Here is a 423-nt window from a genome sequence, read left to right on the forward strand (position 1 = left end):
TAACACGAATGCAGAAGTTGATGTCTTGTTCAATTAACCATGTAAACCACTGCTCACCGATAAACTCTCTGTCTGCGAACACATTCACAATACGGTCTTTACCAAAAATGGCTATAAAGCGTTGAATCAAAGCAATACGCTCTTTCGTATCTGAATTTCCACGTTTATTAAGCAATGTCCAAAGGATAGGTATCGCTATTCCACGATAAACGATTGCGAGCATCAGGATATTAATATTTCGTTTTCCCCATTTCCAATTGGTTCTATCTAAAGTCAGTTGCACTTGGTCGAATGAAAACATATTGAAAATCAACTGAGAAATTTGACGATAATCAAAATACTGACCTGCAAAGAAGCGCTGCATACGTCGATAAAATGATTGTGGTAAACACTTGATGGGCAAGGCTTTAGATGCAGAAGAAA

Annotated in this window: 1 protein-coding gene; it reads right to left on the reverse strand. The window is 37.6% G+C overall.

Translation table 11 applies throughout. From position 1 onward, the window contains the following. On the reverse strand, positions 1-423 hold a 423-nt coding region (locus L6C30_RS14770; protein ID WP_236163342.1), incomplete at both ends, for a transposase.

Origin of the sequence: Acinetobacter sp. KAM396 (genome assembly GCF_021602765.1) — a bacterium.
GTDB lineage: Bacteria > Pseudomonadota > Gammaproteobacteria > Pseudomonadales > Moraxellaceae > Acinetobacter > Acinetobacter towneri_A.